We start from the raw sequence: 26,770 nt of genomic DNA on the forward strand, positions 1-26,770 counted from the left end.
GGGGCAGTCCTCGATGTTTTTATGCTTTTCCTACCGACCCTAATCAGCGCCGCCGATAAACTCCAATGACATCTGCTCAATTATCGATAACACTGGGTTATCGCGTACCGAGGCCGATCCCATGTCAGACGTATCCTTCTCAACGGTGTGTAACTGGCTCAAGTTCAAGCATCTGGTGCTGATCGACACCCTGGCCCGAACCCGCAACATGCACGCCGCCGCGCAGCACATGAACCTCAGCCAGCCGGCCGTGAGCAAGATGCTGCGTGAAATCGAGCGCTTGCTGGGCTTCGATCTGTTCGAGCGACTGCCGCGCAACATGCCGCCTACCGCGCTTGGCGAACACGTGGTGCGTTACGCGCAGATCGCCCTGAACGACGCCAACAAGTTCGTCGATCAGATCAGCAGCTTGCGCGAAGGCGGGCACGGGTTTCTCAAGGTTGGCGCAATCTTCGCGGCCACGGCGGTGGTCTTGCCTGACGCCATTGTTCAGCTCAAGCAGCGCTGGCCGCTGTTGTCCATTGAAGTGGTCGAGCAGACCAGCGATCACCTGATGGAAATGCTCGACGACAAAAAACTCGACCTCGCGGTGGCGCGCTACACCCACGAAAACCAGCAGCAGGTCTATGACTTTCAGGCGCTGGCGCCCGAGCCGTTCTGCATGGTGGTCAACAGCCGTCATCCGCTGACCGAGCTTGAGGAGACGCCGCTGAAGGAGCTGGGCAAATGGCCGTGGATTCTGTATCCGGTCGGCACACCGATTCGTGCACGCATGGAGCAGGCGTTCGCCAAGGCCGGCATCGCCACGCCAAAAAACACCATCGACACCATTTCGATGCAGACCTTTCTGCAAGTGCTGCAATCCGGGCCGATGATCGCCATGCTGCCGGCGTCGATGGCCCAGCCGCACTTGGAAACCGGGCTGCTGAAAGTGCTCAACACCCCGCTGAAACTCGCCCCGCAGGATTACGGAATTCTTACCCGGCGCGGAGAGCCATTGCTGGGAGCTGCGTCGGAATTTGCCGAGATTCTGTTGGCCAACGCGAAGCTGTCCAGCAAGCCCATTGCACCGCTGTAGGAGCACGGCCGGCCGGCGAAGGCCGTATTCCTCGAGCATCTGCTGAGCATCGACCCCGGCCGGCCGGTTTGCTTGCTGGCGAATGCACTGGGATTACGGCGTGCGGATGACGAGCGGCGCCAAAACATGCCAGTCTGCCCTTCCTATCCGAAGAGAACCCCGGTACCGCTCATGTTGATTTTCGACTGCACCCAAGCTACGTGCGACTTCTTTTCCAAAAAGGTCAAAGGCAAAGTCGTCAGCCAACTTCAACTCTCTTCGCCTGAAGATTCGTTGCAGGATGTAGGGTCCAGCCTCTACCCCGCCGAGCGCTGGCAACTGCACGTCACCAAGTTTGGCAGGACCAACGTCCTGCTCGCCATGGAAGTCGACACCCGCTACGCGATGCTCTTCGTCAGCCTCAAACGCAACGACTTCGAGGGATTTTTCCAGCAATTCCTTGAGCGCTATCTGGGGGTGATGGCACTTATGTCCGCCAATATGCAGCTATCGCTTCCCCCTCAAGCGCAACTGCAGCAGCACATCACCCGGTGGGAACAGAGCCTGCGGGATGTGCACTTTTTCAAGCGCAACGATCGCAGCGTCCAGACCCATATCAACCAGGTGCTGGATCTCGCCGCCTACCCGGCTTACGAGAGACAGAGCATTCCTGTCGAGTTTCAAGAGCTCATCGAGTTCGATGAGCTCGCCAACAGGTTTTTGCGCGCCGTCAGAGGCAGTGAATACTTCTACCCCGCAGAAGTTCAGATACAACTGGGCTACCCTCGGCTGGGCGGGACCATGACCCACGAGGAAGTCGCGGCGGCGTACCAAAGCTATAGACAGGATATCTATGGTTTTTGATGATTTCGGGGGAGGGCGGGGTAGCGGCGGCAACGTACTTGTGCACGATGCCGCCGGCTCCTGCCAGAGGGGCAATGAAGCGCTCAGCGTGGTTCTATCTGGTCCAGCGAGCGGTCTACGACCGCCTTGGCCATGTCGATCAGATGCACGACCGAGAACGCCAGGTCGCGTTTGACGCCGGTGTGGTTTTCGGCGCTTTCACAGGCGGTGGCCATTGCGCAGCGCAGTAGGCCAGAGACGTGTGCCAGGGATTCCTCAAGGGATTTGTCGGGTGGATCTGGGGTGATTTTGAGCATTCTCATTCTCTGTGTATGGGGCCACACGATCGTCCGCTGCTAAACGGATGAGGGTGGCGGCTTTGACACGGGTTAGCAGACCAGGACACAGAGAAACCCCGGCGCACCCGAGGGTGCCCCATGCAAAGCCACCATAAGGGTGGGTGCGTGTTTCTCTATCGTTCATGCAGGCTGCTAAACCCGATCGCTGATTGTCAGCGACCGACGCAGCCTAGAGACCGAAATCACAGCGCACAAGCGGGTATGAGTTTCTAGGAAATGTCCCTCGCGATAAAGAGATAGGTCTGTAAGAAAAGGGCTACAAACGCTGCAATTTGTTGCAGGGATGGGGCAGACCACGGGTGATTTTGATTCTGAGTGTGGAGTCGCGCTGGGTCATTGGCTTGTTCTCCTGGACGGGCAGGATCGGCATGCATATCCAGTGGAATGGTGACTCCTCTGCCGGCGCAGCGGGCGACTGGCCGCAAGTGCTGATAGTGGGCAGCACGACGTCGAGTGACGCTCGCAAAAACGCCTGCTTGACCTCGTCGGGTCAAACAGACGCTCAGTCACTTCATGCGGCCTAACTGATCTTGAGCCAATAGCAGGACAAGCAAATCAGCTTTGGCAGAAACGGATACGGTTACCGAAAGGGTCATATACCTCCAGCAGCTTTCCCCACCCCTGTTCTACAATCTCTGGGCGTCCGAAACCGTACCCTTTGCTGTTCAGCTCGTCCCGGAGCAGTTCAATGTTCTGCATGGGGACAAAAATGGTGGTTCCCGGACTTGCATCACCATGATGCTCGGAAAGATGGATCTGCAAGCCATCCCGGCTGAGCCCCAGGTATAAGGGAAGATCGGCTTCAAAGCGGTGTTCGAATTCGACGCTGAAACCGAGAAAGTTGAGATAAAACTCTCTTGCCTTGGCCTCATCGAACATTCGCAATATGGGTATGGCTTTTTTCAGCGTAATGGCGGGGCTGACCGGTTCGTGAGGCAGCACTGCCGAAGCGGTATTCCAATCCTTGTAGCCCAGCTGCTGCGCCACCATTTCAAGCGACGCGCAATGGGAGATCTGGTGATTGCGGGCCTCTAATGAGGCGCGCAAACGCTTTGCCATCTGCTTGGCTTTTTCGACTGTCGACATCATTCCTCCTGGAGTCGAAGCATCTTGGTGCCCGCGTTGCCAAACCTCGACTATCAAGAGAGACGCGAAAGAGTCTGGAAGCAAATATGCTTTCACCTTGCCTTATCGGCGCGAGCGGCAGGCAGCATAAGCCTTCGCCGATGGTACACAGTCTGTCTCGAAGTCGGAAGGTGACCTGGCCGCACGCTTACCCAAGCCACAGAATCGTCCGTTGGATGCCGAGCCAGGTCTGCGCGAATTCCAGGCATTAAAAAGCCGGCTTGTGGTTAGCTTTTTATTGATATAGGTATTTGAAAATCAATAATTTGTCGTTTTTATGAAACCATCTGTTCCCCCATCTGTTCCCCCATCTGTTCCCCCACTTTTTGTTATTTTTACCTGGTTTTTTTCCGGCAAAAAGCCGGCTTTTTTGGTCGGTTTTTGCTAGTTGAATTGAGCCTTCGTCGTGTGTTGTAAAAACGGTCGAGTAGGTTCAATGGAGTGACGTATTTTCGTGCTCAACTTAAGCTTTGCGCTTCTACTCTGACGACGCGGCAAGATCAGATTGTTGGAAATTAGGAATCAACCTGAGCTAGAGCTTTTCAATAGTGTAGGTGGATTTGCTGACCAATCGTCGAGTAGGCGGGGATTTGTGCGGCGTCAAGGCACTTTGCCTTTACCTTGCTCCTTGTGCTGGATATTGTGACATCCATCAAATTCCAAGCAGGCCGCTGTTTCCCAAGGATGGCATCTCGAGCGCACCGAGAAATCGGCAGCGCCCCTACAAAGCCTCTCTTGTTATCGCGGCCAGCTGAAGCTGAGCATCGGCATTGCCATGCCCAGAAAAAATCATTAGGCAGTTGCCCCGAAAAATTAGCGGTGATCGACGTGAACTCAGGCCCTGAATCATTGGCTATCCAACGATATGAACTTGTTCTGCAATGGATACTAGAACTGGTCCCCGCAGACGGGACGGCCGTTGGCAACAAGTCACTCAGGGACCGGATCGATCGGCGAGCTGAGCTTCAGAATTTTGCCGTCTCTGAGGAAGAGTACTGGAGCCTGCGCGACGAGCTCATTACCAAGGGACTGCTCAATAAAGGCGGCGGCCGGGGTGGGTCGGTTTATCGGTTCGATACCGAGTCCAATGGGCGTTCAAAGTCCATTGATTCAGCGCCTCTTACCGATTGGGATGACCTTGATACACCCCCAAGCGAGATACCGGAAAGCCTGGAGAAGCTGAGAAGCAGACTTCTCGACCTCAGCGCCCGCAATCGGCTGCTGAACTTTTCACATGCGCGCTCCAAACGTTTCGTACGGATTATTGATGAGTTGCCGGATCACCTGTTCGATACCTTGGCAGATGAAAAATCCATGCGGTTTGCTGCTGTGCCTGAACCAACGGAAAGGCAGCTTCTTACCCATGGCTTTTTAAAGCTGGACGAAAAGACAGGCACAGTTGTTGAGTTAAAGAAACAGCCTACGGCAGATGTCTGGGCGCAGATCCTGGGTATGGCGACCAGCTATGAGCTACCACTGCCTCCTGCAAGCGGGCAAACCGGTAAGCATTCTGACGACGCGATTCAGACGCTCTATTACCCCGCGGAGATGGAGTCGCGGCTACAGATTTTGTATACCCAGTCACGATCGGCTCTCGAGGAAACGGGCGCGAACATTCTTTATCTTGCGCTCGGGTTCCTGGAGTGGGATGACTCGGTCGCAGGTAAAGACAGCAGCCGCCTGGCGCCGCTGATGTTGGTGCCAGTAAACCTGGAGAAAGGTAAGCTCAATCCTCAAACCGCGACATTCGAATACCGCGTACATCCTACTGGAGAAGACATTCTTACCAACCTGTCATTGCGGGAAAAGCTTCGTGTTGATTTTGGTATCGCACTTCCGCGGATCACCGACGACAGCACGCCTGAGGAATACTTCGAACGCATTGTTGAAACGGTGCTGAAGGTCAAGCCTGACTGGAAAGTTCATCGTTATGCCTCGCTTGGCTTGTTCGAGTTTGGCAAGTTGATGATGTATCTCGACCTTGATCCAGGCCGTTGGAAAGACCAATCATTGCTGGATCATGGTCTGGTTAAACGGCTTACGGGAATGGACGGTTTGCCGGCAGATTCGTCAGGAAAACAAGGCGCATTTTGTGTCGAGCATTCAATCGACGACATTGATCAGGTTCACCTGCAGTTTCCTCTAATAGATGACGCTGACAGTTCTCAGCACAGCGCATTGATAGACGTGATTCGCGGGGATGACCTTGTGATCGAGGGGCCGCCCGGTACCGGTAAGTCTCAGACCATCACCAACATGATTGCTGCGGCGCTGGCCCAAGGCAAAAAAGTGTTGTTCGTTGCGGAGAAGCGCGCAGCGCTTGAGGTGGTTAAGACTCGACTGACAAGAGCAGGTTTGGGCGATTTTTGTCTGGAGTTGCATAGCCATAAGAGTCAAAAGAGCGCTGTTATCGACAGCATCCGGCAGCGGATTCAGAACAGCGGTGGCTTTCGCTCGCCCAAGCAGCTGACGGATCTGATTGCCAACTATGAGCGATTGAAGCAGCAACTCAACAAACACGTGCATCACTTGCATGCCCAGTTCGAAGAGTCGGGGATGAGTGTTCACGAGGTGCTAATGCAGGCAACCCGTTTGCGTGAGGCATTGTCGATTAAACCTGCCGATCTGCATCCGCAGTCGGAGGCGCGAATCGATAAAACGCATTTGCAGGAGCAGGCCGGCTTTTATGCACACATCTATCGCAAGACGGCTGAGGAAGCTGGTCACACTGGCAAACTTGAAACGCACCCGTGGTTTGGTAGCACAAAAACTCGCGTGACTGGTGCTGAGCGCTCCGCACTTCTAGAAAATCTCTCTCTGGCTCAGCAGGCGCTGAATCGTCTCGCTGCTCTTCGTCCTCAATTAGCAGAACAGCTACAGGTATCTGTTCTGGAAACCTACAGCCCAGATCAGTTGCGAGGCTTAGCAGCTTCAATTCCGGTACTTGCATTACCTAAAGGTGATGAGGACTGGGATCTGTTAGGACGACTGGATATCGAGTCCTGTGAGGCACTGAAATTGTGGCTGCAAGGTATGGACTCCTTGTTGGACGAGCAAGGCGTACTAGCTCGATCGTTGCGCGCGGATGTTATTGGCTCTGGGCAAGCGATAGCCTCTATCAAAAAAGCCTGCGCGGCCATACGTCTGCATAACGGTGATGAGGCCCTATCCCTCAACGCCTTGCTGGATGTGATCGAAGAGGCTGAGGAGTTACTGGAACTGGCCCCACGTGTTCAAGTGCTAATTCGGCTGTTAGCGGAAGGGGCTGCGGTTCAAGGCTTACGAAGCGATTTTATCGGTATTGAGCAAGTTGTGCTCTTTCTGCAAATGCTCGCGGCGATGCCTGAGGATTTGGCATCTCTTCGCCATAAACGCTTCGAAGACGAGACCTTGGACAGTTTGCTCGTAGAGTTGGACAACGACATTCCGGTCATCAGGCAGTTGCAGGAGCAGGCTGCGAACCATTTCACTCTGGATCGATTGTCTAGTCATACGCGACTGGAAGACTTGAATCGGGTTTTGGCAGATAAATCACTTTTTCGCTGGTTCAAGGGACAATGGCGCTCTGCTAAAGCCGAGATCTTGGCTATGGCGCGACCAGGGCTCAAGCTGAACCAGCTTCTGGCGGTCTTGCCAGATGTCATAGCTTATCTGAAAAGACACAGTGAACTGAGTGAAAGCAAAGTGCTCACCGAGAAGCTGGGTGAACACTTCCAAGGGCTTGATACTCCGATCGACGCACTCAAGCGCTTGCGGGGTTGGTACAAGTTCCTGCGTACAGAATGCGGACGTGGATTCGGTGCAAAAGTATGGGTTGCGGAGTACCTGCTTAAGACAGATGGGGCGCTACTGGCCGGCATTTCGAGCGATAGCGCAGAGCTCGAGCCCTACCTATTGGATGTTCTGGAGCATCGACTGGACCTGGAAGAGCTGTTGCCCTTTGACAGTCATGATTTGCGTTCGGAAGATTTGCTCGCTCCAGAGGGTCTGTATGCTCGCCTTATCAACGACATCGGAACCGCGCTGCGCTCGTTGTTACCCGTAATCAGCGAAGAGAAGCCCACGATGGGGCAAATACTGCTGCTGATTCAGTCGGTGGAAAGCTGGCAAGCCCGTTCGGCAGCACTGCAAAGCGACTCCGTGCTACAAACCTGCTTGCTGGGTGAAGAGCTTCCTCGAATAGACAATCTTTCAGCGGCCCGACCTCGTTTGACGACCTGGCGGCATACCGTTGCCTTCGTTCAGCCCATTTTGGCGTTGCCGATTCGGGATATTCTTATTCCACAGTTGACGGCGTGCATGCCCAAAGAAGCCGAGTCGCTGATTCTCCATTGGCATCAACAAGGTGCTGTACTCGCTCTAGCTGTAGAGGCCTGGGAGCAGTCCTTGGAAGCGTTTTTCCAAGGTGCTGCGGTTATTTCCGGTCAGTGGTGGCAGTCCATTGAGAAAGCAGATTTCGAGCCCATGGCCAGCCGTCTGACCTGGGCCGCTCAGAACCCCGATCTGCTCGACCATTGGTTCGAGTACCGCCGTTTGCGTTCGCACTTGGTTGAGCTGGGGTTCGAAACTGTCGTCGAAGCAATCGAAACGCAGAACCTGGTTTCTGAACGCTGCATCGATGCCTGTCTGCTCGGGCTTCTTGACAGCTGGGCCTTGCAAATCCTTGAGCTTGATCCCGCGCTGGGGCAGTTTTCGGGCAAAGAGCAGGAGGCCATTCGCGCTCGGTTCGCTGATATCGATGAGCAGCTCAAGCATCTTCAACGTGAGCAAGTTTCGTCACGTATCAGTCAGAACAAAATTCCTGTTGGAAATAGTCATGGTGCGGTCAGAGACTTTACACAATTGGCCTTGCTGCAGCGCGAGGCTGAGAAAAAGACACGGCATGTCCCGATCCGTAGCCTGATGAACCGTGCCGCCGAAGCGCTGCAAGGCCTCAAACCCTGCTTCATGATGTCGCCAATGGCTGTCGCTCAATACTTGCCGGCAGGGCACGTCGAGTTCGATTTAATCGTAATGGATGAAGCATCCCAAATGCGCCCGGAAGAAGCATTGGGTAGCATCGCACGGGGTAAACAGCTAGTGGTCGTGGGTGACCCGAAACAGCTGCCGCCGACGAACTTCTTTTCCCGCAATGGTGGCGATTCGGATACCGATGAAGCTGATGTTTCATTGGCCGAGGACTCGGAAAGCATTTTGGAAGCCGCCATGCCGCTGTTCAAACTGCGACGTCTGCGTTGGCACTACCGTTCCCGTCACGAGAGCCTGATTGCCTTCTCGAACAAAGCCTTCTATGAAAGCAATCTGGTGGTGTACCCATCTCCGCACCGTGAGTCCGCAGAGTTCGGTGTCAAGTTTGTCAGAGTGCCCCGCGGGCGGTTTGTCGAACAACGCAACATTGAAGAGGCCGAGGTTGTCGCCAAGGCCATTGAGCACCACGTAATTCACCGCCCCGATGAGTCGCTAGGTGTGGTGGCCATGAACGTCAAACAGGCTGATCAGATCGAGCGAATGCTTGAGCAGCTGGCCAAACAAAGCCCACAGCTACAAGTCGCATTGGACCGTAATCAAAGTCAGGATGAGCCGCTGTTCATCAAGAACCTGGAAAACGTCCAGGGTGACGAGCGAGATGTTATTTACATCTCCGGCACCTACGGCCCTATGGACGTGGGCGGTACTGTTCCTCAGCGTTTTGGCCCGATTAACGGTGCCAGTGGATGGCGACGTTTGAACGTGCTGTATACCCGCTCCAAGAAGCGCATGCAGGTGTTCTCCTCGTTTAGCTCGACTGATGTAGTGGTGACCGGTACTTCCAGCAGAGGCGTGCAAGCACTGCGTGATTTTCTGCATTTCGCTGAGTCCGGCCGCATGCCGCACATCAAAGAGTCTGAACGTGCTCCCGACAGTGATTTCGAGGTGGCTGTTATTGAGATGCTGTCTCGTCATGGCTATCAATGCGAGCCTCAGGTTGGTGTTGCTGGTTTCTTCATTGATCTGGCGGTACGTGATCCAGGGCAACCCGGTCGCTACCTGATGGGGATTGAATGCGACGGTGCGGCATATCATTCGGCCAAGTCCGCGCGTGACCGTGATCGTCTGCGTCAAAGCGTGTTGGAGCAATTGGGCTGGAATATTCGCCGCATTTGGTCGGTGGACTGGTTCCGTAATGCCCGTGTGCAAATCGAACCCATCCTTCAGGAGCTTGCGCGGTTACGAACCGAGCCAGCTGTAGAGGTCGAAGGGATGAGTACGGAATCTGAAGAGGTTTCGATCCAGCAAGTGGCAGATGAGCAGAGCGAGCACGCTGAGCGTATTACCCTTGAGGGTAACTACAGCCTGCGAGAGAAGTTGGTCTGGCTTGAAGAGAATGTGATCCGGCCGAATTTGCGAGAGGTTCCTGTTAACCAGCGGCTATTGAGGCCCGCGATGTTGGAAGCATTGCTTGAGTTTCTTCCTGCAGACCGTATCGAATTTCAGCAGATGATTCCTGGGTATTTGCGTAATGGTACCCATGGTGCGGAAGGGCGGTATATCGACGATGTATTGCTTGTGATTGGCGAGCAGTGAGTCAGCTACTAACAGTGGATGTTCAAGCTGTATCAAGGAATGGTAATGGGATTCTATATTCGTAAGAGCATCAGAGTAGGGCTGTTTCGTTTCAATCTGTCCCGGCAGGGTGTGGGCGTTTCGGTGGGGTTGAAAGGCCTACGCATCGGGACAGGACCTCGAGGCAATTACGTTCATATGGGGCGGGGAGGCCTGTACTACCGGGCTACCGTACCAAGGACCAACGATAAGCCGCCTTTTTTGCCTCACGTTGAAACTACGGTAATACCTGAGGGCACTCACGCCCCTTTAGTCGAGATCGAGTCCGCGGATGCTTCGCAAATCGTGGATTCATCCTCACGTGATCTGCTCGATGAAATGAATGCGAAGCAGGCAAGATGGCGACTTTGGCCATGGGTTGGTGTCCTGGGAATCTTCGTAGTATTTCTTGGCCTGCGTAATGGTTGGTCCATTGGGACTATATGGGGTGCTCTTATCCTCGGTTCAGTCCTAACCATTGCCTCTGCAGTACGCGACACGATGGCTAAGACGGTTGTACTGTTTTACGATTTTGACGCCGAGATGGAAGAAGCTTACGAAGCGCTGCACAGCAGTGGCCAGCAGGTATCGGCAGCAGATGCGGCCTGGCACATCGAGGCCGAAGGCGCCGTTCATGATCGTAAGTATCACGCAGGTGCGAGCAATCTTGTACGTCGGAGAAAAACGACTATTGCTCGGTCTTCACCACCTTATGTAAAAACCAATATAGAAACCATCTCCATGGTTGTTGGGCGCCAAACGCTGCATTTCTTCCCTGATCGTGTATTAATTTATGACGAGAAAAGTGTGGGCGCGGTTAGCTATCGGGAGCTGCAGTTGCAGGTCAATGCAAAGCGGTTTATTGAGAGTGCTTCGCCTCCCAGGGATGCCATGGTAGTCGACAGGACGTGGCAATTTGTTAACAAGAAGGGCGGCCCTGATCGTAGATTCAAAAACAATCGTGAGCTCCCTATTTGTCTTTACGATGAATTGAAATTGTCTAGCACCACGGGCCTGAATGAGGTCGTACAAATCTCGCGAAATGGGGTGGGAGAGGCTTTTGCCAAGGCGATTCTCGATCTTGCACGGGTGATGCCTTCTGAGCGAGTAAGCTGAGGCAACGTAGTTCTGCTAATTCGTACCTGAGTTTCAGGCATATATGGAATGTTGATTTAGTCAGTAGCTCGCTGACTAATTCAGCATCTACCAGCGATTGTTGCGTGGTCGGAGTTTCGACGGCGAAATCCAGTTTTGTCATAAACAATTTCATCAAGGACTCACAGCTTGCCTATCAAAACGGACGTCTGGACCGTCGGCCTTACACCCAATAAGCTTCGCCAAAGCCGATTGGCCAGTGAGCAGCTATTGGAAGAAATGATCATCAGCTCCCCAAGCATTCTCTCGGATGAGTGGATGCTGATAGGTAGGCAAGAAAGCACTGGTATGGGGGGGCGCATTGATCTATTGGCCATTGCTCCTGATGGAAATCTGGTACTAATTGAGCTCAAACGAGACCGCACGCCCCGTGAAGTCGTTGCTCAGACTCTCGATTACGCCGTGTGGGTCGAGAGTCTGCGTGAGAACGAAATCGCGGCGATTTACCAACGGTTCCGCCCCGGAAGCAGCTTGTATGCAGATTTTCTAGCGCGCTTTGGTCGTGTGCTAGACGACGATGATTTGAATAAAAGCCACCAACTGATCATCGTCGCCACGGAGTTGGATGTCAGCAGCGAGCGAATCGTTGAGTACCTCAGCAAGCGAGATATTCCGATCAACGTGCTCTGTTTTCAAATTTTCCAGGTGGGCGATCAACAGCTACTGAGTCGATCATGGTTACTCGATCCTGTTCAGACTCAAGTGAACGCCGCGTCGACGAGCGAAGGGCATAGCGAGCCTTGGAACGGCGAGTTCTACTGTTCGTTCGGCGATTCTGCCTCGCGCTCATGGGCCGATGCTGTGGAGTTCGGTTTTATTTCCGGCGGTGGAGGCGCGTGGTACAGCAAGACCCTGCAGCTCCTGTCTCCGGGAGATCGGATCTGGGTAAACATTCCGCAGCAAGGCTATGTCGGCGTAGGACGCGTTCTTGGCACGTCCACACCTGCGAACGAGTTCACAGTGATGCAAGACGGCGAGGAGCGACCGGTGCTAGAGGTCGCAACGCGCGCCAACTATCATGCAGAATTTGCTGACGATCCGGAGCGCTGCGACTATTTTGTTCCGATCCAATGGCTGCAAAGCGTGCCGGTGAGCCAGGCAGTACGAGAGATTGGGATGTTTGGGAATCAGAATACGGTTTGCCGTCCGACTACGCCGAAGTGGCGGTGGACGATTGAGCGATTAAAGCAGCGATTTCCGCGTTACGATGAAGTGGCAGCTACTGAGGTCGCGAGCGTTCCTGGCAGTTGATAAATTGGGCAGCAGCCTGCTGCCCAATTACTTGTTCAGTAGCACCTACAGTCAGTATCTCTTTTCTAGTCTGGAGAAAGTCCCACCTGCGGTGGGACATGCGATTATTGGTCTGCCAGCTTAAGTAAGTCGAAAACCACTCTGGCAAATTTACTGGCCTTAGCAGGGTCAGAGAGTAGTTGCATCATCTGGTTCTGGTGGGCATCGCCACTGTCCATAATCGCGTCATCAACCGCATTGGCGAAGTTTCCAAGCAATGCCTGTTCGGGAGTATTGTTTGCCAGTTGTTGCATAACTAACTGGTTTTCACTGACCTTGTCACGGATGGTATAGGCGTAATTTACCATATCTTTTTCAGTCAGTTGGTCCGTCACAAACAGCTCATTGAGCCGTTCTAATATCTGTGAAAGCAGCTCTTCCTTTTTGTCCTTCGCAGCCGCTGATCCAAGCCCCTCACCTGGCACGAGCTTATAGTCGGGCGAGTCTTCTTTTAGCTTCAGGTCTTGCTGGCGTATTTTCGAAACGCGGTAATGGCTGAGCACGACACCAGTGAGGTCAATATCATCCTCATCCACAGCGGCTTCACGCAGCATTGGGCTTAGATTGCGTGCGTACAGGCTGAGCTTTTCCAGCTGCTTATCATCGTAATCGACGATCTGCGACATGAATTCATAGAAACGCACAAAGGTGCCCAGATCCTTTTTGAAAATGTCCAGGGCGTCCTTGGCTTGCTTGCATTCCTTCAGGTCGTTTTCAGCGTTGGCGATCAACACTGCATCCTGAGTCTTTTTGATTCTCTCAAATATGTCTTTCGAGTGTGCGTAGGCATCAACCGCCAACTTGTAGCGTTTCGTCCAGCGTTCGACCGCAGGCTTGCAAATGTTGGCAATCGCCGCATTGCTTTTGTTTTTGATGAAAAAGGCTGCGGAGAACTGCTCAACCTCGCTGGACTTGTAAATGCCCGCCGCGTTGAGCTTCTCAAACAAATCGAAGATCAAGTCTGGATCGGAAACATCTGCCAGCTCTGCCGTCTGAAAGTACGGCTGGAACGAGTCGAGGATGTCTTGCGGCTCGTTGAAGAAGTCCAGGATGAACGTGCCAACGTCCGCCTTGCCGGGATACGTACGGTTCAAGCGCGATAGGGTCTGCACGCACTCGACGCCGCCGAGTTTTTTGTCCACGTACATGGCGCAGAGTTTGGGTTGGTCAAAGCCGGTCTGAAATTTGTTGGCAACGATCATCACCTGATAATCATCGCTATCAAAGGCTTTGCGCATATCGCGGCCTTTGAGGTTGGGGTTCATGTTGCTCTCGGTGTATTTGTTGCCGAGTAACGCGACCGCATTTGGGTCTTTCTCTGTGAACTCCACCTCACTGGAGAATGCCACCATGGCATGGATTTTTTGGTAGCCCCTTTCGACGATGTATTTGTCGAAACACAGCTTGTATCGCACGGCCTCTTTGCGTGAGCTGGTGACCACCATGGCTTTGGCTTGACCGCCCAACAGGCCCATCACGTTGTTGCGAAAGTGCTCAACAATAACCTGCACCTTTTGCGCGATGTTGTATTCGTGCAGGCGCACCCACTGGTTGAGCTTGACCTTGGCTTTCTTGCTTTCGACCTCCTGATCAGCCTTGTCGATTTTTTGCGCCAGGTTGTAGGCCACTTTGTAGTTGGTGTAGTTCTTCAGCACATCGAGAATAAAACCCTCTTCAATGGCCTGACGCATGCTGTACACGTGGTAGGCCGCGGGCTTATTGGTTTTAGAGGGCTGCTCAGTGGGCTTGGGCAAACGGCCAAACAGCTCCAGCGTCTTGGTTTTCGGCGTAGCGGTGAAGGCAAAGTAACTGAGATTTTTCGACACGCGGCGTGAAGCCACGGCGGCATCGAGAATGTCCTCGGTGCTAAGTTCGTCCTCACCATCAGCCTTGGCCTCAATCATCAGCACTTCTTTTAGCTGGCGGGCGGTAGAGCCGGTTTGCGAGGAGTGGGCTTCGTCAGCAATGATCGCGTAGCTGCGCTCTTTCAGGCTGACGCTGTTTTCGATGGCGCGCAGCACATAGGGAAAGGTCTGGATTGTGACGATAATAATCGGCTGCGAGTTTTCCAGCGCTGCGGCGAGCTTTTCCGATTTGGAACCGTCACCTTCCTGATTATTGATGCGGCCAACCGCGCCATCGACGTGTTCAAACTGGTTGATCGTGTCTTGCAGCTGATCATCCAGCACGGTGCGATCCGTCACCACAATCACTGAGTTAAATTGCTTATGGCCCTGCGCGTCGTACAGTGCCGACAGCTGATGCGCGATCCAGGCAATCGAGTTGGACTTGCCGGAACCGGCGCTGTGCTGGATCAGGTACTTATGACCGGGGCCTTCAGTACGGGCCGCCGTCACCAGTTTATTCACCACGTCCCACTGATGGTAGCGCGGAAAAATCAGGCTTTCTTTCTTGTATTTACGGCCTTCCCAATCTTCTTTCTCTTCAATTTGGAGATGCACAAAGCGCCCGAGAATCGACAGTAGATTGCTGGGGAGCAAGACCTCGTTCCATAGATAATCAGTTGCGTATTGATTAATGTCTGCCGGCACATCGTTGCCGGCACCGCCGACAGTGGTGCCCCTGTTGAATGGTAGAAAAAAGGTCTCCGCGCCTTCGAGGCGTGTGGCCATATAAACCTCGTACTGGCTCACGGCAAAATGCACCAGAGCACCACGCTTGAAGGTTAGCAGCGGCTCGGGCTTTTTGGTGACAGGGTCCGTCGCAAAGCGCGTGGTTCTGTATTGCTTAATAGCGCTTTGCACGGCCTGCTTGAATTCTGATTTCAGCTCCAGCGTGGCGACCGGTAAGCCATTTACAAACAACACCAAGTCAATCCGCCAAGCTTTGGCCTTGGTGCCTGTTTGTTCGAGAAGTTCTTGGCTTGCCCTGGGTGAATAAACTACCTCAGGTACGACACGGCAGCGGTTCTTGGCATAGCAAGCCAAGGTGTCGGGGTTTAGATCGTGTTCAGGTTTGAACTGGCACAGGCTGAAACGGGTGCCACGATGGCGAAGTTCATGGCGCAACACGCCCAGTGTGCCGAAGGTACGCATGTCTTTACTGGCAGCATTGGGGTCGGTTTTACTTAGCTGGCTCGCGACCCGCTCGAGAAAGTTCTGTTCGGGGTTGCTGGGGTAGAGTGCGCAGAATTTTTGCCACTGCTCAGGCTGGGTGTCTTGAACAAAGCCCAGCAAGTCTTCGGGGTACAAGGCCAATTCACGATTGTAGTGTTCCGCCTTGCCCAACAGCCAGCCGTTGGCTACTAGATGCTTGAGAATGTCGTTCTGAAACGTTAGCTCGTTAGCCTTGCCTCCACCCAATACACTCATGCGACTACTTCCTTGTTGGTTTGAGTTTCTTTTGGTGTGATCCAGTTTCTGACATCTATCTTGCCGGTAACAGCTGCGGAAATTAGGGCGGTTCGGCGCTCTTTAATGATTTTTATTGCATATTCAGCTTTCGCAATCAATAGATCAAACTTCTCCCTGGCTTTAAATACATGATAAATAATTTGCTTCTGCTCTTCAATACTAGGGAAGGCAGCAGTCAGTTTGTTCACGTCAGGCATACCAATTGTCTTTAAGGTTGCACCGAGGGTGTACCGCTCAAGTTCATCTTCCATTGCGTAAAAAACAAGCAACAAATATTCAGGAACGACTTTTTCCTCGTTGCATATCCAAGCAATAAGATGCTGCGATACAGCCATAACCCTTGTAGTTATTGCCGCCAAGCCAATGCTTGCATCTCTAGTAAAAACCACGCATCTTTCAGGAAGCTTTCTAGCTGAAGAGTTGGCTATGCCTTTTTCATTAAGATAAAATGCAGTATCACTTATGTAGTCGACTTTTTTTAGTTGAGATGAGTCGTTGAGAGAGACCCACGGTATATCGCAATCCACCCAGTACGCCTCAATTTTCTTATCTGGCGTATGTCCACTTTCTAGTCTGGCCACTTGTTTAATGCGGCAAATCGTCCAACTCTCCGGAACATTTCCCAGCCAATCAACACCCGAGTCGCGCATCTTGGCGTTGGGGGTCAAGCCTTTAGTGACGGCATGGCTAATCACGGCCTGACGTTTTTCGTTTAGTAGCTGGATAAGCTGTTGTTGTTTTTCGATCAGGGTGTCGATTTTGGCGGTTTCGTGATCAAGGAAGCTTGAAATAAATCTTGCTTCTTTATAGGGGGGGATAAACAGCGGGCTGGACTCTAGCTTTTCAGCCGTATAGTGAGCAATGGTAGCCTTATTGCAAAGAATGTCTATGAAGCCAGATGACTTAAGCATGGCCATCCAGTAATACAAGAAGCTAGAACACATGCCTCTTAGAGGTCTAGCTCTGTTGATTGCATTCTGGATATAACATTCAGGCAGCTCGCTCCTCCAGATAGCAGCCCTGCCTACATCACCACCCTCACTTATGAGTACATCGCCATTAAGTAATTTTAATGATCTCATGTCGCTCTGAGAGAACCACATGTTTTCAACTGAATCCAGCCAGATACCTTGCGGTTGAATATTTATTGCCTTTAAATACGGCTTGAATTCATCAGTGTAAGCCTTCATTTCTTTCTGCAGCATTTTACCAAGCGTAATGGCATATCCATATTTGATTTTTGTAGAGTGCCAATGAGCCGGGATTAATCCTAACCACTCGACCTCCGAAACCTTGTACTCTGAATACGGTTTATATTGCACCACCATTACGAATGCACCTCTTGTAGCAATTGCATAATCTCAGCGGAGACAGAATCCAAATCTGCATCAATCTCCGGCAAATCCCGCGGTGGTTGATATTGGAAAAAATGGCGATTAAAGGGGATTTCATAGCCAACTATGCCGACTTGCTGATCCTTCGCATCTTTCTTACTGGCATCGATCCAGGCATCAGGCACGTGCAGTTTTACTTCTTTAAGGAAGTAGGCCTCGTTAATGGCGTTAACGCTCTGGTTCGGGTCAAGCTCGACGTTTTCGTTGTCGCGCAGTTCGTTGTCGGTTTGGTACTCCAGCACCTCGCCGTCGACGGCAAACAGGCCATAAAGGGGATTGGCTTTGGTTTTATGAACTTTCTTGATGACCTTGGCGGCCTCTGGGTTCTTCCAGCTCACCGCATCGATGATTTGTTTTTTGTCTTTGGCATCCAGGGCAATACCCTGTTGCTTGCAGGCGGTCTTGATCGCATCATCAAAGGTGTTCATGTCGTCGTGCTGGGCAGCGCCGATGCTGGCCTGCAGGCTTTGTGCCTTGGCTAAGAGCCGCTTCTGATCCAGCCATGTTGTTCTATTGAGCAAATCTTTGATGTGCTTCTCTTTCAGGTCGGGGAAGTGCAGTTTGAAGTAACGACGAATGGAGTCTTCATGTGCGCTCAGGTCACCGTAACGCTTACAGGTGTCATCGTCGCTCCAGCTATCGCCCTCTACGGCGCTGTACTCTTGGTAGAGCCATTTCATGGCGGTGTTTATGACACCAGGGGCAAAGCGACATTCATCTACACGTGCGTCACTGAACTGGTAGGACAGCCGTAACGGGCGCTCAATGCTAATGCGGCGATAGCCGAACTCATAGCTGTTGAAGATCTTGCTGGCGAAGGTCTTAGCAGACTCAACTTTCGGGTTGGCAGCCTGGCGGCCACGATTACTTTTTTGTGGGGCTTGTTTGTCCAGCTCGTAGGCATCGACGGCAGCAAAGCTACCGAAGGCGCGGATCACTGTGGTGATATCGCTTTCATCCATTTCATTGCGCTTTGAGCCAAGAGATTTGCGCATTTTGCCGCAAAGGTTCACGCCGTTAATTAGCTGCACCTTGCCCTTACGTTCCTGGTTTTTTTTGTTCGACAGCACCCAGACATAGGTCGAAATGCCGGTGTTGTAGAACATGTCGGTGGGCAGTGCGACGATAGCTTCGAGCAAATCGGCCTCGAGAATGTAGCGGCGGATTTCCGATTCGCCAGAGCCGGCACCGCCGGTAAACAACGGAGAGCCGTTAAGGATGATGCCGATCCGTCCGCCGCCCTGCGATCCGTCGCGTAGCTTGCTGATCAGGTGCATCAGAAACAATAACGAGCCATCGCTAACCCGTGGCAAGCCAGCACCAAAGCGACCGCTGAAACCCTTTTGCGTGTGCTCGTCGCTGATTTCCTGCTCGATCTTCTTCCAGTCCACACCAAGGGGGGGTTGGAGAGCATGTAGTCATATTCAGTGCCGTACAGCTGGTCATTCGACAACGTGTTGCCGAGCTTGATGTTGCTTACGTCCTGCCCTTTGATCAGCATGTCAGCCTTGCAAATGGCGTAACTCTCAGGGTTTAGCTCCTGACCATAAGTTCGCATCACCGCCTGCGGGTTCAGCTCATGCACGTATTCCATGCCGGAAGAGAGAAAACCGCCCGTACCAGCCGTAGGGTCGTAGATGGTGCGTATGATGCCGGGTTTGGTCAGCGCATCATCGTCTTCCATAAACACCAGGGAGGTGGTGAGGCGCACGATGTCACGCGGGGTAAAGTGCTCCCCGGCGGTTTCATTCGAGCCTTCGGCAAAGCGGCGGATCAACTCTTCAAACACTAGGCCCATGTCGTGGTTGGAAACAGCTAAGGGGCTTAGGTCTGTCTGCCGAACTTTCTGCACAACTTTATAGAGTAGATTGGCATCGTTGAGTTGGCCGAGGAACTCGGTGAATTTGAAGTGTTCAAAAATCTCCCGAGCATCCTTGGAAAAGCCTTGCAGGTACGACTCCAGGTTAGCCTTGATCCCCCCTTCACCAAGTTTGGACAAATCCATTTTCGAGGTATTGAAAAACGACAACCCGCCGCTAGCGCGCAGGAGCAGTTTCTCCTGCGCTTCTTCGGAGATGTTGAGTTGCTGAACGCGCGCATACTCCGCTAACACCGCGGCCTTGCTCACCTCCAACACGCACTCAAGACGCCGTAACAAGGTGAACGGCAAAATGATCCGACCGTATTGGCTTTGCTTGAAATCCCCACGGAGTAAATCGGCCAATGACCAGATGAAAGCGGCCAGATTGTTGGAGGCTTGCGACATATTCTGAAGTCCTTGTAGTGCTCGAAAGCTGCTGAATCAGCGCGCAGCTCGGTGATGAATTTAACTGGGGCGCATTATGCTGCAACGAAAGCGAGCGGTGATGGCCTCAGTTGGATATTTCCACTCCATAGGTTCCGGGGCAGGGAGGTGACGATCACCACCCTAAAAATAGCCGTGGCGCATCCAAATGTGGGTAAGCCTGTGAGATCACCGCAGTCCGCTTCTCCATGCGGGTCCATCCAAGCGGGGCTGCAAAGCCGCCCTGCTTGGATGGACCTCACTTAAAAAATCTAAAGCCCGCGCAACTGTCTGTGGAAAACCACTGATTTCCACCGGTGGATATTTACATCCACAGCCGCAGAACTCTCGAAAATTCGAGCCTTGACCCGAATTATCCACAGGCGTAGAAAAGATCGGGCAAAGCGCTGTCGTTGACAGCAGCCCAGGTAGCCCGAACCTTCAAGGCTACGCCACACCGTGGTGGTTCTCCCAAAGTGCGATTAGCGTCCGGCGGCTCGCACGCTCACAGCGATGTGATGGATGCCTACTTTTACCAGTGTGCCCACTGCGGCAACTTTCCCCTTTCATAGCTGCTTTGCAGCAACCTATCCGCTTGGCCATTTCCTTGCGCCAACCTGCGCCCGTCTCTTTCTCCTGGAAAGAGACGGGCGCTCCTACCGCTGCTGCAGCCCAACTCGTACAAGGCTTTGCGGCATTCCCCCTCGTGACAATCGGCGTGACAAACACCGTAGTCACCCGCAACAGCGATGCAGATGATGGTGCCGCAGCCCACGAGATGGACTGCACCTGACTGACAGTCAGGCATGCCCCGGTCTTCGCTTCACTGCCTTCACCTGACTCAGGATCTCGCTGCATTGGTCTCGTCAGCCAATGCAGCCTCCACCCGCCCACTTCCTCGGAAGTGCTCAGGAGGCCAGATCATGAGATGCCCAAGCTCCCGGTCGTAAAGAGCCGCCAGTCCCGCGTTAGTGGACAACCCTCACAGGTCGCAGGGGCCTTGATCCCTGATAACACTCAACATTCTTGGCGGGATGACGTGGGGAAGGTTTTAAAGGCTCGGCTTCGGGAGAAATTTGACCATGGTACTGGTAGGTAGACGCGATGGGCTTGATTTTGGCTATGGCCGGCAGCTGAGTTATGCCGGACCGCAGGCATTGCGCGACCTATTTGGCGGCGGGCATTACGGCATGGTCAAGGCGCACAGTGATCGCTGGCAGGCGTTTGTACGCTGGTGTCGATCAGAGGACGGGCCGGGGTTTAAAGATGCTTGGTTAATTGATCGGCAGGCGTTACTGGATTACGCCGGCCATCCCCGAAACCAAGTTGAACAAGGTTCCTTGGCCATCGCGACCGCACAAAACCGGCTGTCCAGCGTAAACCTAACCCTCGCCGCGCTTCGCGGTGATCAGTCTGTGAAGGTGTCGAGTCTGAGCAAGGCTTTAGGACTGCAGCGCACGGTCGTCCGCACAGCATCCCCGCAAGGCCAGGATCGTGAACAGGTTAAGCGGATCGTCGAGGTGCTCTGCGGCTTACGCTGTTTTTCGGAGTCACGCTGAAGCGTTGGTCCATACCATCTAAATCCTCCAGATCAAAAAATGAACTGAGGGAATTCAGCATGTTGGTATTAACGGGGATAGTCCTTCGACAAGGCTGCGTAATTAGCATAAATCCAAGCTTGAACTTTAGCGCGTCCCTGCGTTGTACCCGGAAGCTTTTCATGAATCATCCATTCCACGATCAGGAGGCTTTTGAGCGTATTGTTGTTATCTTTCCAGCCAATTGAGTTAATCATGTCGACCACCTCATATTTTTCTTTTCTGCTGAAACGGTCAGCATCTTCGGCAGTCTTTTTTGGATCGTCCCCTTTCACAGCCGTTTCGCTATAGTCGGTGTAGTAGAGATTGCTGGGTTTGATCTTGATTAGCGTGTTTGAGGTGGTCATTTGCAATGCGCCGAGGAATGCCCACTAATTGGGGTAGTATTGAACTGCTGGCACTGGATCCAATTTTCAAGTGGGCTGACGCTTGGGCTTGTTACAAAATGCTTCGGTGACTGCATTGTTTATCGCGTGCAGCGTGCATTTACGATTGCCGTCACGCACTGTCTACCCTCTTCCAAACTACGTTATGCAGCAGTCCACAATCCTGCTCACTCTGAGCCTTCTGGCCTGTATTAAGTCTTCTCGGAGGTGGCGTACCGCGCCCACAGCTCCATCAGCTCACGACGCTTATCGAAGAAGTCAGAACGGGAATACGCGCTTTCGGTCTCCCCGCGCTCATCATGAGCCAGCGCCAGTTCACAAATTTCTCTGGGAATGCTGGTCTGCTCGCCTGCCCAGTCGCGGAAGGTCGAACGAAACCCGTGGCGAGTGATGCTTTCATAGCCGAGCCCGTGCAGGAGGTTACGAATCCCGTTGGCATGCATCACGCCGCTGCGGCCGCGCCCCGGAAACACGTAAGGGCTCTCGCGGGCGAGCCTGGGAAGACCCTTCAACATTGAGATGACCTCGGGTGCGAGCGGGATCGCGAAAGCCTGGCGCGTTTTCATTCGTTCGTCGGGTAAAGACCAGCGACCAGTCTCAAGGTCGAATTCGTCCCAGCGTGCGAATCGGACCATATGCGAACGGGCGCCAGTTAGGATCAACAATTGAGCCGCGACTGAAACGTGGCTGGGATCCTTGTGCAATATATCCATAAGCTTCGGTAGGTCCTGCCATTTCAATGCAGGATGGTGCTGGCGTTTGCGAGCTTTTTTCTTCTCGTGGCGACTGAGCAGATTTTCCAGATGACCGCGCCAGCGAGCCGGATTCTCGCCTGTCCGAAGTCCTCGCGCTCTAGCAGCATCGAGGATCTGTTCGATTTGCCCACGAACCTCGTCAGCCGTCCGCGTTTTGGTTGACCATAGTGGTTGCAGGGTCTTGATCAGATGTTTGGTCTCGATCTGATCAGCTGACTGCTTCCCTATTGTAGGGAAAGCATAGAGCTCGAGTTTTCTCAGCCAGCCCTTGCGCCATTTCTCCGACCAGCTTGATCCATGGGCGTCTAGGTAGTCAGAGGCCAGCTTCTCGAAGGTAATCAGCTGCGCCAGTTCCCGGCGTGCGGCCTCCCGCTGAGCGACTTGTTCAGCCTGTCGTTTCGCGAGTGGATCAGTGCCATTGAGTATCTGGACTTTATTTTCATAGGCGGCTGCGCGGGCTTTTTTCAGGTTGAGCTGAGGGTAGCTCCCCAGACCCATCTCCCTGCGTTTGCCGTTCAATTGAAAGCGGAGCACCCAGGTTTTTCGTCCTGAGGGTTTCACCAAAAGACGAAGCCCTTCACCGTCTTCGTACGTCCCAGGCTCAACCAGATTTTTGATTTGATTGGCGGTCAGTTTGCCCATTTTTTCGCCCTCTGTTCCCCCACTTGTTCCCCCACTTGCGCGTGGAACGCCTCGGATCAAAACGGAAGTCACAGGAACAAAAATAGGCTGAAACCCTTGATCTAGCAAGGCTCTCGCGGATTTTGGTAGATGAGAATAGCTTTCAAAAATACATTAAAAAGCCGGCTTGTGGCCGGCTTCTCGGTGACGGGTTTGGTTAGTTTTTGGCTAATCGCACCCATCCGCAAAAGTGCGCGCTACGAAGAGGCGCTTGTCAGGTAGACGAGGCAGGTCGTGGAGACTTTACCTGGTCGAGCACTCATCGGCGGGTAGCCGGTGGGTGTTGAAACGAAGGCGTGCAGGATACTCATGTTCACGCAGTCTGCCCAGCCTTGATGTGTTTGCGTTGCTGCTGCTCAAGGCATTGTGGCCGGATGGCGGCGGTTGTTGAGGGTGGACCACCAGAAGATCCAGCCCAGGATGTGGATGTGCTGTTCCTGGATCTGTTCGGCGCTGAACAGCTCGTCGGGGTATTCCCCGGCGTTGTGGCTGCGCAGGCGCAGGCCTGCGCCGGGGAGGCGGTAGAGGTATTTCACGCGCAGCATGCCGTCGTGTTCCAGTGCGTACATTTCGCCGTCGATGACGTGGACCCGTCCGCGGTCGACACCGATCAGCGAGCCGTCCTGGATCTTGTCGGCCATGCTGTTGCCGACCATGGCCACGCAGATGGCATTGTGTTGTTCGACATCCATGGCCTCGAGGACGCGCCGGGCGATGCGGATCTTGTGGTTGGGTATTTCGCTGACAGCGGTACGGCCGGGGCTCTGGGTTTGCAGTTCGGTGTAGACCGGCATTTCCAGTTCTTCGCGCACGCTGCTGCGATCGCTGCGTGATGTTCCCATGCCGGACAGTACGTGTATGTCGCGGCTGTCCCCGGGGTGCTTGGGGCCTTCGCCGCTGCGTAGCCAGCGCACGTTGACGCTCAGCAGTTCTGCGACTTCTTCCATGCGCGCCATGGGAATGCCGCGCTTGAACCAGTTGTTCACGTGTTGCGGCGTCACCTTGCGGTTGGCGGCGAAGTCGGTTGCAGAGAGATGGCACTCTCGCAGAAGGACGCGTAGTCGATCACCTGATGTATTCATGACCGGAAGTTTACGGGGGGTTCAAGTTTGTTTAAATGAACGAAGCGTTCAAATGAGTGCGGTTTCAAACTTGTGATGGATTGTAGGGATTACACCGATCTACCGAATTTGTAGGTTGTTTCCTTCACTGTTGGGTTTTGCATCAACAATGCTCGAAGTTGCTGTAAGGCAGGCCAGGTCAGCGCTGGCGTTTAGAGTCTGCAGTCTAGAGCGCTCGCAATACAATCGAGTGGGGTCGCGGTGGTCTATTTGATGTTGCAGCGTGCAAAACGCTTTAATCGGTTAAACGATTTGTTTGAGAGGAGTTGTTTTAAACACTTTGCGCTGGGCCGAAGGGTGAAAAACTTGCAACGCGAGCGCAGTGCAGGTGCAGAACAGGCGGGGGCAGTGGTGCGAATGCGGTGCAGTGGAAGATGGGCGAGGCTGTGAATGCGGGTAAAGCATGCCGCCTGCGAAGCGGCGGGCGCTTCGCAGGCGGCGAATCGGATCAGCCTTTGTAGGCAGCGACCGATTTGGTGATCGCTTCGCGGGCGGCATCAGCACCGGCCCAGCCTTCGATCTTCACCCATTTGCCTTTTTCCAGGTCTTTGTAGTTCGCGAAGAAGTGCTCGATCTGCTGGATCAGCAGTGGCGGCAGATCGGTGTATTCCTTCACGTCCACGTACAGCTGGGACAGCTTGTCGTGCGGGACTGCGATGACTTTGGCATCGCCGCCGCCGTCGTCGGTCATGTTCAGGATGCCGACTGGACGGGCGCGGATGACCGCACCTGGAGCAACCGGGTAAGGGGTCACGACCAGCACGTCGAGGGGGTCGCCGTCGTCAGCCAGGGTGTTGGGGATGTAACCGTAGTTGGCCGGGTAGAACATCGGGGTGGCCATGAAACGGTCAACGAACAGGCAGTCGCTTTCTTTGTCGATTTCGTATTTGATCGGCGCGTGGTTGGCCGGGATCTCGATTGCGACGTAGATGTCATTCGGCAGGTCTTTACCGGCCGGAATCTTGCTGTAGCTCATTGGGCTTTGCCCCCTTGGTTGACCATTCAGAATCTGGCGTCCAACGCCAAAAAGTGGGCCGGATTATAGGCACATTCGGCAACGGTTGCCATGCGCGCCAATCGGACCCTAGACGTTGGTAGGAGCTTGATAGACCGGGTTTTCGTGCTGAAGTGCCGTCAGCCGGGCGAGTGGGTCCTGACGGTAGAAGGCTTTGAGTTGCCGATACACGTCCGGGTAGGCCTGGACCAGCAAATCCGGGGCGCTGAAGAAGTACTCGCTGGTCACGGCGAAAAACTCCGCGGGGTTTTCCGCCGCGTAGGGATCGATGAGCGTTTCAGCGTCGGGGTCGGCATCCAGTTGGCGGTTCAGGTCATCAAAGGCGCTCTGCATGGCTGCGGTCCATTCGCTGATGCGCATGTCGTTGTGCAGTGGCGGATGACCGTTGGCGTCGCCGTTGAGCATGTCCAGCTTGTGCGCCAACTCGTGGATCACCAGGTTGTAGGCCTCCCAGCCGCCGCTCGACAACACACCCGGCCAGGCGAGGATCACCGGGCCTTGCGACCAGGCCTCGCCGCTGTGTTCGCCATCCCATTCGTGTTCCACGCCGCTGGCGTCGCGGTGCTTCTGCGGGCTGATGAAATCGTCGCCATAGAGAATGATTTCGTGGAAACCCTGATACCAGTTCAGGTCGCCCAGTGCCAGCAGCGGCAATTGCGCCTGGGCTGCAAGAAACAGCCGCGATTCGTCGTCCAGATCGACGCCTTCCAGTGCCGTGAGGTGTTTGGACTTCAGAAACAGCACGCAGCTGTCGAGCAGGTAGCGATCCTCCTCGACGCTCAGGCCGTCGAGGATGGGCAAACGCTGGCGGACCCGCTCCCACAGTTGCGGGTCAACGGGATTGCGCGCCAGCGTACGGCGTTTGAGCCAGCCGCCCAGTGACCACATGACTCAGCGCGCTTCGGCGGAACGGCCCCTGCGGCTGCGCACCAGGCCGATGATCATCGGCAGCAGCGAAAGCAGGATGATTGCCAGCACCAGCAGGGTCAGGTTTTTCTTGATGAACGGGATATTGCCGAAGAAGTAACCTAAGGTCACCAGCCCGCCGACCCAGAGGATCGACCCCAATACACTGAAACCCACAAAGCGCAGGTAAGGCATCTTGCCCAGGCCCGCCACGAACGGGGCGAAGGTGCGGATGATCGGCAGGAAGCGCGCCAGGGTTACGGTTTTGCCGCCATGACGCTCGTAGAACTCGTGGGTCTTGCTCAAGTAATCGCGGCGGAAAATCTTCGAATCGGGATTCTTGAACAGCTTGTCGCCCAGCGTGCGCCCGATGACGTAGTTGGTGCTGTCGCCCAGAATCGCCGCCGCCATCAACAGGCAACCCAGCAGCACTGGGTCCAGACCACCGCCCGCGGCCACGGCGCCGGCGATGAACAGCAGCGAATCGCCCGGCAGGAAAGGCGTCACCACCAGACCCGTTTCACAGAAAATCACCAGAAACAGAATCGCATAGACCCAGGTACCGTAATTGGTCACCAGCAAGTCGAGATAGACGTCCAGGTGAAGAATAAGGTCAATCGGGTTGAAATCCATGTGCGGCACCTGAATGTGAGACCCGGTCCGGGTCGTGCGGGTCGATAGGTTGCGGTGATATGGCGCGCATTATAGTGGGAAGAAACCGGATGTTGCTGGCCCGGGAAGGCGATTGAAACATTTGGTCTTGATCACCCGCAGCCCTGTAGGCGTGAGCTGGTTCGCGATTGCGCTGTGTCAGTCAACGGGGTTGTCTCTGAACGAATGCAATC

The 26,770-nt window shown here is 53.9% G+C and carries 15 protein-coding genes and 2 pseudogenes; 6 read left to right on the forward strand and 11 right to left on the reverse strand.

Going from position 1 to position 26,770, the window contains the following annotated elements:
• Positions 1–121: 121 nt before the first annotated feature.
• Together ACI2KS_RS24470 and ACI2KS_RS24475 are read left to right on the forward strand one after the other, a co-directional pair.
• On the forward strand, positions 122–1,078 hold the full coding sequence (locus ACI2KS_RS24470; protein WP_404623590.1) for a LysR family transcriptional regulator: 957 nt from the start codon (positions 122–124) through the stop codon (positions 1,076–1,078).
• Positions 1,079–1,249: 171 nt separating this feature from the next.
• Positions 1,250–1,921, forward strand: coding sequence for a DUF6933 domain-containing protein (locus ACI2KS_RS24475; protein WP_404623591.1), 672 nt, complete (start codon positions 1,250–1,252; stop codon positions 1,919–1,921).
• Between the two features lie 83 nt (positions 1,922–2,004).
• On the opposite strand, the gene ACI2KS_RS24480 is transcribed toward ACI2KS_RS24475, so the two are convergent.
• Complete coding sequence (locus ACI2KS_RS24480; protein ID WP_404623592.1) at positions 2,005–2,217, reverse strand: DUF6124 family protein; 213 nt, start codon at positions 2,215–2,217, stop codon at positions 2,005–2,007.
• A 597-nt stretch (positions 2,218–2,814) separates the two neighbouring features.
• Entirely contained in the window at positions 2,815–3,345 is a 531-nt protein-coding gene (locus tag ACI2KS_RS24485; RefSeq protein WP_404623593.1) for a glyoxalase superfamily protein, read from the reverse strand.
• Between the two features lie 858 nt (positions 3,346–4,203).
• Here ACI2KS_RS24485 and hhe point away from each other — a divergent pair.
• The 3 genes from hhe (at position 4,204) to ACI2KS_RS24500 (ending at position 12,372) form a co-directional block, all read left to right on the forward strand.
• Positions 4,204–9,948, forward strand: a complete 5,745-nt coding sequence (gene hhe, locus ACI2KS_RS24490) for a DUF4011 domain-containing anti-phage protein Hhe (RefSeq protein WP_227432302.1) — start codon at positions 4,204–4,206, stop codon at positions 9,946–9,948.
• A 45-nt stretch (positions 9,949–9,993) separates the two neighbouring features.
• Positions 9,994–11,082, forward strand: a complete 1,089-nt coding sequence (locus tag ACI2KS_RS24495; protein WP_098480862.1) for a DUF4236 domain-containing protein — start codon at positions 9,994–9,996, stop codon at positions 11,080–11,082.
• Positions 11,083–11,250: 168 nt separating this feature from the next.
• Positions 11,251–12,372: an endonuclease NucS domain-containing protein gene (locus ACI2KS_RS24500; protein ID WP_098480863.1), complete on the forward strand. Its 1,122-nt coding sequence runs from the start codon at positions 11,251–11,253 to the stop codon at positions 12,370–12,372.
• Between the two features lie 104 nt (positions 12,373–12,476).
• Here ACI2KS_RS24500 and ACI2KS_RS24505 read toward each other — a convergent pair whose 3' ends face one another.
• From ACI2KS_RS24505 to ACI2KS_RS24515, 3 genes and pseudogenes are all read right to left on the reverse strand, one after another.
• Complete coding sequence (locus tag ACI2KS_RS24505; RefSeq protein ID WP_404623594.1) at positions 12,477–15,743, reverse strand: type I restriction endonuclease subunit R; 3,267 nt, start codon at positions 15,741–15,743, stop codon at positions 12,477–12,479.
• Positions 15,740–17,113: a restriction endonuclease subunit S gene (locus ACI2KS_RS24510; RefSeq protein WP_098480865.1), complete on the reverse strand. Its 1,374-nt coding sequence runs from the start codon at positions 17,111–17,113 to the stop codon at positions 15,740–15,742. Before ACI2KS_RS24510 ends, ACI2KS_RS24505 begins: the two co-directional genes overlap by 4 nt.
• Positions 17,113–19,445: pseudogene (locus ACI2KS_RS24515) on the reverse strand (N-6 DNA methylase). The gene ACI2KS_RS24510 and the pseudogene ACI2KS_RS24515 overlap by 1 nt, the downstream one beginning before the upstream one ends.
• 1,100 nt (positions 19,446–20,545) lie before the next feature.
• Between ACI2KS_RS24515 and ACI2KS_RS24520 the strand changes: the two are divergent.
• Positions 20,546–20,992: pseudogene (locus ACI2KS_RS24520) on the forward strand (integrase); the annotation flags it as partial.
• A gap of 98 nt (positions 20,993–21,090) precedes the next feature.
• On the opposite strand, the gene ACI2KS_RS24525 reads toward ACI2KS_RS24520, so the two are convergent.
• From ACI2KS_RS24525 to ACI2KS_RS24550, 6 genes are all read right to left on the reverse strand, one after another.
• Positions 21,091–21,408 (reverse strand): hypothetical protein, encoded by a 318-nt coding sequence (locus ACI2KS_RS24525; RefSeq protein WP_098480866.1) that lies wholly within the window; start codon positions 21,406–21,408, stop codon positions 21,091–21,093.
• A gap of 230 nt (positions 21,409–21,638) precedes the next feature.
• Positions 21,639–22,844: a phage integrase central domain-containing protein gene (locus ACI2KS_RS24530; RefSeq protein WP_098480867.1), complete on the reverse strand. Its 1,206-nt coding sequence runs from the start codon at positions 22,842–22,844 to the stop codon at positions 21,639–21,641.
• A 395-nt stretch (positions 22,845–23,239) separates the two neighbouring features.
• Positions 23,240–23,965: a helix-turn-helix transcriptional regulator gene (locus ACI2KS_RS24535; protein WP_404623595.1), complete on the reverse strand. Its 726-nt coding sequence runs from the start codon at positions 23,963–23,965 to the stop codon at positions 23,240–23,242.
• Between the two features lie 487 nt (positions 23,966–24,452).
• Complete coding sequence (gene ppa / locus ACI2KS_RS24540) at positions 24,453–24,980, reverse strand: inorganic diphosphatase (RefSeq protein WP_404623596.1); 528 nt, start codon at positions 24,978–24,980, stop codon at positions 24,453–24,455.
• Positions 24,981–25,088: 108 nt separating this feature from the next.
• A complete protein-coding gene (locus ACI2KS_RS24545; RefSeq protein ID WP_404623597.1) occupies positions 25,089–25,907 on the reverse strand; it encodes a zinc-dependent peptidase in 819 nt (272 codons plus the stop codon).
• Positions 25,908–25,910: 3 nt separating this feature from the next.
• Positions 25,911–26,558, reverse strand: coding sequence for a DedA family protein (locus ACI2KS_RS24550; RefSeq protein ID WP_404623598.1), 648 nt, complete (start codon positions 26,556–26,558; stop codon positions 25,911–25,913).
• Positions 26,559–26,770: the final 212 nt, after the last annotated feature.

The organism is Pseudomonas sp. NPDC087358 (assembly GCF_044900785.1).
Lineage (GTDB): Bacteria > Pseudomonadota > Gammaproteobacteria > Pseudomonadales > Pseudomonadaceae > Aquipseudomonas.

Coding starts and splice junctions, on each gene's coding strand:
- ACI2KS_RS24530 (WP_098480867.1), bottom strand. CDS start 22,844: ATGGGCAAACTGACCGCCAATCAAATCAAAAATCTGGTTGAGCCTGGG.
- ACI2KS_RS24495 (WP_098480862.1), top strand. CDS start 9,994: ATGGGATTCTATATTCGTAAGAGCATCAGAGTAGGGCTGTTTCGTTTC.
- ACI2KS_RS24470 (WP_404623590.1), top strand. CDS start 122: ATGTCAGACGTATCCTTCTCAACGGTGTGTAACTGGCTCAAGTTCAAG.
- ACI2KS_RS24525 (WP_098480866.1), bottom strand. CDS start 21,408: ATGACCACCTCAAACACGCTAATCAAGATCAAACCCAGCAATCTCTAC.
- ppa (WP_404623596.1), bottom strand. CDS start 24,980: ATGAGCTACAGCAAGATTCCGGCCGGTAAAGACCTGCCGAATGACATC.
- ACI2KS_RS24535 (WP_404623595.1), bottom strand. CDS start 23,965: ATGAATACATCAGGTGATCGACTACGCGTCCTTCTGCGAGAGTGCCAT.
- ACI2KS_RS24475 (WP_404623591.1), top strand. CDS start 1,250: ATGTTGATTTTCGACTGCACCCAAGCTACGTGCGACTTCTTTTCCAAA.
- ACI2KS_RS24510 (WP_098480865.1), bottom strand. CDS start 17,113: ATGGTGGTGCAATATAAACCGTATTCAGAGTACAAGGTTTCGGAGGTC.
- ACI2KS_RS24545 (WP_404623597.1), bottom strand. CDS start 25,907: ATGTGGTCACTGGGCGGCTGGCTCAAACGCCGTACGCTGGCGCGCAAT.
- ACI2KS_RS24480 (WP_404623592.1), bottom strand. CDS start 2,217: ATGCTCAAAATCACCCCAGATCCACCCGACAAATCCCTTGAGGAATCC.
- ACI2KS_RS24485 (WP_404623593.1), bottom strand. CDS start 3,345: ATGTCGACAGTCGAAAAAGCCAAGCAGATGGCAAAGCGTTTGCGCGCC.
- ACI2KS_RS24505 (WP_404623594.1), bottom strand. CDS start 15,743: ATGAGTGTATTGGGTGGAGGCAAGGCTAACGAGCTAACGTTTCAGAAC.
- ACI2KS_RS24550 (WP_404623598.1), bottom strand. CDS start 26,558: ATGGATTTCAACCCGATTGACCTTATTCTTCACCTGGACGTCTATCTC.